The 8,822-nt window shown below is 67.7% G+C and carries 7 protein-coding genes; all 7 read left to right on the forward strand.

Going from position 1 to position 8,822, the window contains the following annotated elements:
* Positions 1-17: 17 nt before the first annotated feature.
* A complete protein-coding gene (locus CAG00_RS06900; protein WP_025339460.1) occupies positions 18-812 on the forward strand; it encodes a class II aldolase/adducin family protein in 795 nt (264 codons plus the stop codon).
* A 155-nt stretch (positions 813-967) separates the two neighbouring features.
* Positions 968-2,587 carry an ABC transporter substrate-binding protein gene (locus CAG00_RS06905; protein WP_085663906.1) on the forward strand — a complete coding sequence of 540 codons (1,620 nt, stop codon included), beginning with the start codon at positions 968-970 and terminating at the stop codon, positions 2,585-2,587.
* Positions 2,584-3,534: an ABC transporter permease gene (locus CAG00_RS06910; protein WP_075045452.1), complete on the forward strand. Its 951-nt coding sequence runs from the start codon at positions 2,584-2,586 to the stop codon at positions 3,532-3,534. Before CAG00_RS06905 ends, CAG00_RS06910 begins: the two co-directional genes overlap by 4 nt.
* Before the next feature lies 1 nt (position 3,535).
* The gene (locus CAG00_RS06915) at positions 3,536-4,450 is read left to right on the forward strand and encodes an ABC transporter permease (protein ID WP_085663907.1); all 915 of its coding nucleotides are present in this window, start codon (positions 3,536-3,538) and stop codon (positions 4,448-4,450) included.
* Entirely contained in the window at positions 4,447-6,066 is a 1,620-nt protein-coding gene (locus CAG00_RS06920) for an ABC transporter ATP-binding protein (protein ID WP_085663908.1), read from the forward strand. The genes CAG00_RS06915 and CAG00_RS06920 overlap by 4 nt, the downstream gene beginning before the upstream one ends.
* A 72-nt stretch (positions 6,067-6,138) precedes the next feature.
* Positions 6,139-7,473 carry an LLM class flavin-dependent oxidoreductase gene (locus tag CAG00_RS06925; protein WP_075045455.1) on the forward strand — a complete coding sequence of 445 codons (1,335 nt, stop codon included), beginning with the start codon at positions 6,139-6,141 and terminating at the stop codon, positions 7,471-7,473.
* A gap of 31 nt (positions 7,474-7,504) precedes the next feature.
* A complete protein-coding gene (locus CAG00_RS06930; RefSeq protein WP_085663909.1) occupies positions 7,505-8,605 on the forward strand; it encodes an LLM class flavin-dependent oxidoreductase in 1,101 nt (366 codons plus the stop codon).
* The last annotated feature ends 217 nt before the right edge of the window (positions 8,606-8,822 follow it).

Below are 8,822 nucleotides of genomic sequence, written 5' to 3' on the forward strand. Positions count from 1 at the left end.
TTACCGGAGAGCACACCATGAGTTCACTGTCTGCCGTCACTACCAGCACCGACAAGGTGCGCGACCGGGTCAGCGCCGAAGAGTGGGAGGTACGGGTCAAGCTGGCTGCCGCCTACCGCCTGGCCGCCCTGTTCCGCTGGACCGACCACATCTACACGCACTTTTCGGCCCGCGTACCGGGGCCGGACGAACACTTCCTGATCAACGCCTTCGGCCTGCTGTTCGACGAAATCACCGCCTCCAACCTGGTCAAGGTCGACGTCGACGGCACCATCATCGACGACCCGCTGGGGCTGGGCATCAACCAGGCCGGCTACGTGATCCACAGCGCAATCCACCGCGCCCGCCCCGACCTGAAGGCCGTGCTGCACACCCACACCCGCGATGGCGCAGCGGTATCGGCCCAGCGCGACGGCCTGCTGCCGATCTCCCAGCACGCCTTGGCCTACTACAGCCGGGTGGTCTACCACGACTACGAAGGCGTGGCCCTGGACCTGGACGAACAGCAGCGGCTGGTGGCCAACCTGGGCGACAGCAACATCCTCATCCTGCGCAACCACGGGTTGCTCACCGGGGGGATCAGCGTCGAGCACGCGTTCCGTGAGCTGCATGGGCTGGAGCGGGCCTGCAACATCCAGGTGGCGGCCCAGGCCGGGGGCAATGACCAGCTGCTGCATGCATCGCAGGCGGCGATTGCCAAGGTGCATGAACAGTCGAAGCGGTTTTCCGATGGCAAGGGGGAAGGCATCCAGCGGCATTGGGATGCGTTGATCCGGCAGCTGGACCGCGAGGGCCGCGATTACCAGGACTGACTGGAAGGCAGCTGTCGCCTGTACCGGCCTCTTCGCGGGTAAACCCGCTCCCACAGGGATTTCACCTCCCTTGAGTGGAGCGCCGTACCTGTGGGAGCGGGTTTACCCGCGAAGAGGCCGGCACAGATAACCCCAATTCAATGAAGGACCATCCCATGCCCCCACTGCACCGCCTGTTCGCCATCGGCTCCCTGGCCTTGGCCCTGACCGCCTGCTCCCCAGCCGACAAGACCTCGGCCAGCAACACCCTGAACATCGCCTTCTGGGGCGACAACACCACCCTGGTCAGCGTCGACCCCTTCCAGGTCTACTGGCTGGAGCACCGCGTACTGCTGCGCAACGTGGCCGAGTCCCTGACCGACCAGGACCCGCAAACCGGCCGCATCATCCCCTGGCTGGCAAAAAGCTGGGAGGTCAGTGCCGATACCCTGAGCTACACCTTCCAGCTGCGCCAGGACGTCACCTTCAGCAACGGCGAACGCTTCGACGCCCACGCCGTGAAAACCGCCTTCGACAGCAACAAGGCCTTCGCCACGCAGCTGCCGGCCACCTTCGGTGCTACCTACCTGGCCGGCTATGACCACGCCGAGGTGCTGGACGACTTCACCGTGCGCCTGGTCCTGGCCAAACCTAACGCCGGTTTCCTGCAGGCCACCTCGACCACCAACCTGGCCATCCTTGCGCCGGCCTCCTACAAGCTGACTGCCCAGGCGCGCTCACTGGGCAACATCATCGGCACCGGCCCGTTCATCCTCGAGCACTACACCCCGGAGGTGGGCGCCCGGCTGGTCAAGCGCGCCGACTACGCCTGGCCATCAGCCAACATGCACAACCAGGGCCCGGCGCACCTCGATGCCGTGGACATCAGCTACATCCCCGAGGAAAGCGTGCGCAACGGCCTGTTCCTGCAGGGCAAAGCCGACATCCTGTGGCCGCGCAACCCGTTCTCGGAAGTCGACCTGAAGCTGTTCCAGTCCAAGGGCGCGACCATCCAGAGCCGCTCGCTGCCGGGCCCGGCGCTCAACCTCTACCCCAACACGCGCAACGACCGCCTGCTGGCCGACCGCCAGGTGCGCCTGGCACTGCAGAAGGCCATCGACCGCACCAGCTACGCGCATACCGTGTACAACGCCGCGTTCCCGGTGGTGAGCAGCGTTTACGACGTCACCACGCCGTACTTCAAGCCCCAGGCCGACAAGCTCGCCTATGACCCTACGGGCGCCGAGCAACTGCTCGAGGCCGCCGGCTGGCACAAGGGCGAGGACGGCTACCGGCACAAGAACGGCCAGCGCCTGACCCTGCGCTACAACCTGACCCCGGCCGAAAGCGCCGGTGACGTGCTGGTGCAGGACCAGTTGCGCAAGGTCGGCATCGACCTGAAGCTCAATGTGCTGACCCGCGCCGAATGGGTGGCCGGGAACGCGTCCGGCAACTACGACCTGACCTCCACCTACATGACCCGCGCCGACCCGATCATCCTGCAGACCATCCTCGACCCGCGGGCAGCAAGCAGCACCACGTTGGCCACCAACACCTACGAACCGCACACCCTGGCCAGGGCCCAGGCGCTGTTCGACAGCGGCATCACCGCCACCGCCACACCGCAACGGGCCCAGGCCTATGGCCAGCTGCAGGACCTGCTGGTCGACGAGGCGTCGGCGTTCCCGCTGTACGAGCGCGTCTGGCAAGCCGCCACCGCGCCGCGGGTCAAGGACTTCCGCTGGACTGCAGAAGGCTTCGCGCTGCTCAGTGACATCCAGGTCGGCCAGCCATGAAACGCTACCTGATCGGCCGCATCGGCCAGGCCCTGTTGGTGCTGTGGGGCGCCTACACCATCACCTACTTCATCCTCTACCTGCTACCGGGCGACACCCTGGCGATCATGCTCAGCGCCTCGGGCATGGAGGCCGATGGCCTGTCACCCGAGGACCTGGCCAAGGCCCGTGCCTACTACGGGCTGGACAAGGGGCTGCTCGAGCAGTACTTCGACCTGCTGTGGCGCGCCCTGCACGGTGACCTCGGGCAGTCGTTGTCACTGGGCCGGCCGGTCACCGCGCTGCTGGCCGAGCGCCTGCCGCAGACCCTGGCCCTCGCCGGCGCGGCCATCGCCCTGTCGCTGCTGGCCGGGGTCGGCCTGGCCTACCTGACCGCCTACCTGCAATGGCGGCCACTGAAGACCGCCCTGGCACGCCTGCCGTCGCTGGGTTTCTCGGTGCCGGTGTTCTGGATGGGCCTGCTGCTGATCCAGGTATTCGCCTTCGCCCTCGGCTGGTTCCCGGCCACCGGCAGCCAGGGCCTGGCCAGCCTGGTGCTGCCGGCGATCACCTTGGCGATCCCCAGCGCCGCGGTGTACGCCCAGGTGCTGCAGCGCGGCTTTCAGGGCGTATGGCAGGAACCCTACATCACCACCGCCTTCGCCAAGGGCCTGAGCCGGGCCCAGGTGCAGGCGCGCCACGGCTTGCGCAACGCAGCCTTGCCGCTGCTGACCCTGATCGGCCTGCAGGTCGGCAATACGGTCTCCGGCGCGGTGCTGGTGGAAACCATCTTCTCGCGCAACGGCGTCGGCCGCCTGGCCCAGGAGGCCGTGCTGCGCCAGGACATCCCGGTGGTGCTGGCGATCGTCGCGGTATCGGCCACCGCCTTCGTGGTGGTGAACCTGATCGTCGACCTGCTCTACCCGTACCTCGACCCACGCATCACCCACACGGCCAAGGTGAGCTGAGATGACCATCGACCTTTCCCTGACCCCGATCGACACCCAGCCCACGGGCGAGGTGGCACATCCTGCCAGCGCCTGGAAGCGGCGCACGTACCTGCAGCGCGCCCGTCAGGCCCTGATCCCGCTACTGCGCCGGCCCGGCTTCAGCCTGGCGCTATTGATCGTGCTGTTCGCCCTGTTCGCGGCACTGGCCCCACAGCTGTTGACCAGCTTCGACCCCTACGCCACCTCGCCCGCCGACAAGCTCAGTGCCCCCGGCGTGGTGCACTGGTTCGGCACCGACGAGCTGGGCCGCGACCTGTATACCCGGGTGGTCTATGGCGCGCGCCTGTCGGTGCTGGCCGCATTGCTGGCGGTGGCCATCGCCCTGCTCGGTGGCCTCGGCCTGGGCGTGCTGGCCGGCTTTGCCGGTGGGCGCGTCGACGCGGCGCTGATGCGCCTGATCGATGTGTTGCTGGCACTGCCCGGCCTGCTGCTGGCATTGGCCATCGTCACCGCGATCGGCTTCGGCACGGTGCCGGTGGCAGTCGCCGTGGGCGTCGGCATCATCCCGGGCTTTGCCCGCACCACCCGCGCCGAAGTGCTGCGCATCAAGACCCTGCCCTATGTCGAGGCCGCCCGCCTGGGCGGTGCCAGCTGGGCGCGCACACTGCTGCGCCATGTGCTGCCCAACGCCTGGGGCCCGGTGGCGGTGCTCGCCACCCTGGACTTCGGCGCCGCCATCCTGGCCACCGCCGGGCTGAGTTTCCTCGGCTTCGGCGCGGCGCCGCCGGCGGCGGAATGGGGCACGCTGATCGCCAACGGCCGCCACTTCCTGATCACCGCCCCTTGGGTCTCCCTGCTGCCAGGGCTGTTCGTGGTAGCCGTGGTGTTCAGCCTCAACCACCTGGCGCGCAGCGCCGAGGAGCATGCCCGATGAGCCTGCGCCCCCTGATCGAGGTCCGCGACCTGAGTGTCAGCTACACCTTCGCCGGGCAACCCATCCAGGCCTTGCGCCAGCTGTCGTTCAGCCTGGCCCAGGGCGAGACGCTGGCCATCGTCGGCGAGTCCGGCTCGGGCAAGTCGACCCTGGCCAATGCCCTGCTCGGCCTGCTGCCGGGCAATGCCCGCATCGAGCAGGGCCAGCTGTGGGTCGACGGCGTGGATGTGGCACGGGCCAGCGAGCGCACCCGGCGCCAGTTGCGCGGGCGCACCATCGGCCTGGTACCGCAGGACCCGATGGTCAGCCTCAACCCGACCCTGCGCATCGGCCGGCAGATCGCCGAGGCCTTGCTGCTGGCTCGCGGCCGGCGCTACCCGACGGTGGATGCCGATGTGTTGGAGTTGCTGGCACAGGTCGGCCTGGACGACCCGGCGCTGCGCGCCCGCCAGTACCCCCATGAACTTTCCGGCGGCATGCGCCAGCGGGTGCTGATCGCCATCGCCCTGGCCGGCGAGCCGCGGCTGATCATCGCCGACGAGCCCACCAGCGCGCTGGACGTGACGGTGCAGCGGCGCATCCTCGACCACCTGCAACGGCTGGTGGCCGAGCGCGGCATCTCGCTGCTGATCATCACCCATGACCTGGGCATGGCCTGCGACCGCGCCGACCGCCTGCTGGTCATGAAACAGGGTGAGCTCGTCGAGCAGGCCTCGCCCAGGCAGATTCTCTGGGGCGCACGGCAGCCCTACACCCGCGACCTGCTCAACGCCGCGCCGGCCTTCGTGCCACGGCGCAGGCCTGGCGCGCCGAGGGGCCAGGCAGCGCTGCTGCGCCTGAGCAACGTCGGCAAGCACTTCGCGTTGCCCGGGCAGGATGCCCACTTCACCGCCCTGCATGACCTGAACCTTGAGGTGCATGCCGGGCAGACCCTGGCCATCGTCGGCGAGTCGGGCTCAGGCAAGAGCACCGCACTACGGATCGCCCTCGGGCTGGAAAAGCCCAGCCACGGGCGGGTGGAGTTCGCTGGCGTGGACGTCAGTGCCTGCAGCTGGCGGCAGTTCCGCCCCCTGCGCCGGCGCATCCAGCTGGTGCAGCAGAACCCGTTCGCCGCGCTCGACCCGCGCTTCACCGTGTTCGACAGCATCGTCGAACCGCTGGTGTCGTTCGGCCTGCTCAAGGGCGAGGCCCTGGAGCGCAGGGCCCGTGAACTGATCACGCGGGTACAGCTGCCGGTGCACTTCCTCGATCGCCTGCCCCGGGAGCTGTCGGGCGGCCAGCGCCAACGGGTGGCGATCGCCCGGGCATTGGCCCTGGAGCCCGAGGTGCTGCTGCTCGACGAACCGGTCAGTGCGCTGGACGTGTCGGTGCAGGCGCAGATCCTCGCCCTGCTGGATGAGCTGCAGCGCGAGCTGGGAATGGCCTACGTGCTGGTCTCCCACGACCTGGCGGTGGTGGCGAGCATGGCCGACCAGGTGCTGGTGCTGCAGCGCGGCCAGGTGGTCGAGCAAGGGCCGGCGGTGCAGGTGTTCGGCCAGCCGGCCAGCGCCTATACGCGGGCGCTGATCGAGGCGATACCCGGGCATTCGCGCAGCGTGCTGCCCGTGGCGGTTTGACCGTTTTGCCGTGCGGCACGGGCGTGCCGCGCGGATCAGACATTGAGGCTTATCTGGCAAGAGGTATTGAACATGAGCAAAAGACAGATCCATCTTGGCGCAATGATCCACGGTGTCGGCCACGGCTGGGGCGAATGGCGCCACCCCGAGGCGCTGGCCGACGCCAGCGTCAACTTCGGTTTCTACAAGCAGCAGGCGCAATTGGCCGAGGCGGCCAAGTTCGATTTCGCCTTCATCGCCGACAGCCTGCACATCCATGCCCGTTCCAGCCCCCACTACCTCAACCGCTTCGAGCCGCTGACCATTCTCTCGGCACTGGCGGCGGTCACCACCCATATCGGCCTGGTGGCCACGGTCACGGTCAGCTATACCGAACCGTTCCAGGTCGCCCGCCAGCTCGCCTCGCTGGATTTGATCAGCGGCGGCCGCGCCGGCTGGAACGTGGTCACCTCATGGCTGTCGGGCACCGCCGACAACTTCGGCAAGGACCAACACCCGCCCCACGCCGTGCGCTACCGCATCGCCCGTGAGCACGTCGAAGTGGTCAAGGGCCTGTGGGACTCATGGGAAGACGACGCCTTCACCCGCGACAAGCAGAGCGGCGAATTCTTCGACCCGGCCAAGTTGCACACCCTGGGCCACAAGGGGGAGTTCTTCAAGGTCAAGGGCCCGCTGAACATCCAGCGCTCGCCCCAGGGCCAGCCGCTGATCTTCCAGGCTGGCGTGTCAGAGGACGGGCGCAACTTCGCCGCGCAGAACGCCGATGCGATCTTCGTCAACCCCGAGTCGTTCAGCGATGCCCGCGCCTACTACCAAGATTTGAAGCAACGCGCCGCAAGCCATGGCCGCGACCCGGACCAGCTGTTCATCCTGCCGGGCATCCGCCCCATCGTCGGCCGCGACGAAGCAGAGGTGGAGCGCCGATACCAGCAGGCCGTCGACCTGGTGAGCATCGAGGACGCCCTGGTCGCCCTCGGCCGCCCGTTCAACGACTACGACTTCAGCCAGCACGAGCTGGATGCACCGTTCCCCGACCTGGGCACCCTTGGCGACAACAGCCACAAGGGCACCGCCGACCAGTTGAAGCAACTGGCCCGCGACGAAAGCCTGAGCCTGCGCCAACTGGCCTTGCGCTTCTCGCGCCCAAGACGCGACTTCACCGGCACCCCCGAGCAGGTCGCCAACGCCTTGCAGGACTGGTTCGAAGACGGCGCCGCCGACGGCTTCATCATCAACTCGCTGCTGCCCGATGGCCTGCAGTATTTCACCGAGCTGGTGGTGCCCCTGCTGCAAGCACGCGGCCTGGTGCGCAGCGAATACAGCGGCAGCACCCTGCGCGACAGCTTTGGCCTGAGCGTTCCGACCAACCGCAACACGCTGCGTCGCGGGCAGATCGCAGCTGCCTGAATCCGCCCCACACGAAAAGGAGTTCCATTGCATGAGCCTAGAATTCATCGGCCTCATCGGCCCCCAGGAAAGCAGCGAATCACAGGCCCCGCGCGGCCCGCTGGTCGACCTTGATTTCATCAAGGCCTTCGCCCAGGCCCAGGAATACGCCGGCTTCGACAAGGCCCTGCTGGCAGTCAACACCAGCGCGCCGGACTCGATGATACTGGCCAGCTACGTAGCCGCGCTGACCGAGCGCATCGGCCTGCTGGTGGCGCACCGCCCCGGGTTCCAGGCGCCAACCTTCGCCGCTCGCCAGTTCGCCACCCTCGACCAGCTCAGCCGCGGCCGCGCCTCGATCAACGTGATCACCGGCGGCGACAGCGGCGACCTGCAGCGCGACGGCGACTTCCTCGACAAGGACGCCCGCTACGCCCGCACCGACGAATACCTGCAGGTACTACGCAACACCTGGACGCAGACCACACCCTTCGACCACCACGGCGAGCATTACCGGGTGGAAGACAACCTGACCCTGGTCAAGCCGGTGGGCAAGCTGCCGGTGTACTTCTCCGGCGCTTCGGACGCGGCGGTGGAGGTCGCGGCGAAACACGCCGATGTGTACATGATGTGGGGGGAGCCACTGGAGCAGGTGCGCGAGCGCATTGCCCAGGTGCGCAAGGCCGCGGCCCGTCACGGGCGGGAGAATCACATCCGCTTCAGCCTGTCGCTGCGGCCGATCCTGGGGGCCACCGAGGAAGAGGCCTGGGCGCGGGCCGAACGCATCCTGGCCGATGCCAGGCAGCGCATCGGCATCCGCCAGGGCAACCGCCGCGAGAAGAATTTCGGCAAGAGCAATGTCGGCTCCGAGCGCCTGGTACAGCTGGCCGGCCAGCGCAAGGTGCACGATACCCGGCTGTGGACCGAAATCGCAGCTTTGGGCGGCGGGGCCGGCAATTCCACCTCACTGGTGGGCACGCCCGAGCAGGTGGCCGAAGCGGCGCTGGCCTACTACGAACTGGGTGTGAGCACCTTCCTGTTCCGTGGCTTCGAGCAGTTGCGCGATGCCGTGGAGTACGGGCAGGAGCTGATTCCGCGGATCCGCGCACTGGTGGCCCAGCGTGATGCAGGACGCGGTACGCGTTCTGCATAGGCCCTGCCGCCTGTGCAGGCCCTTTCGTAGCCTTGACAGGGACCTTGTGGGAGATTGCCCAGCCCTTTGGACCGCGCTGTCGGACAGCTAACTGAATTCGCAAGCGATCCTCGCACCCTGGACTGCCCCCGAAAAGTTGGACAGTTTTAGCCCGTGGCCTGAGTCCTGTAGCTGACAGGGCTCAGGCCATTGAGTTTCAGCCTGATGCGGTCATGGT

It is taken from the genome of Pseudomonas sp. B5(2017) (assembly GCF_002112825.1).
Taxonomy (GTDB): domain Bacteria; phylum Pseudomonadota; class Gammaproteobacteria; order Pseudomonadales; family Pseudomonadaceae; genus Aquipseudomonas; species Aquipseudomonas putida_Z.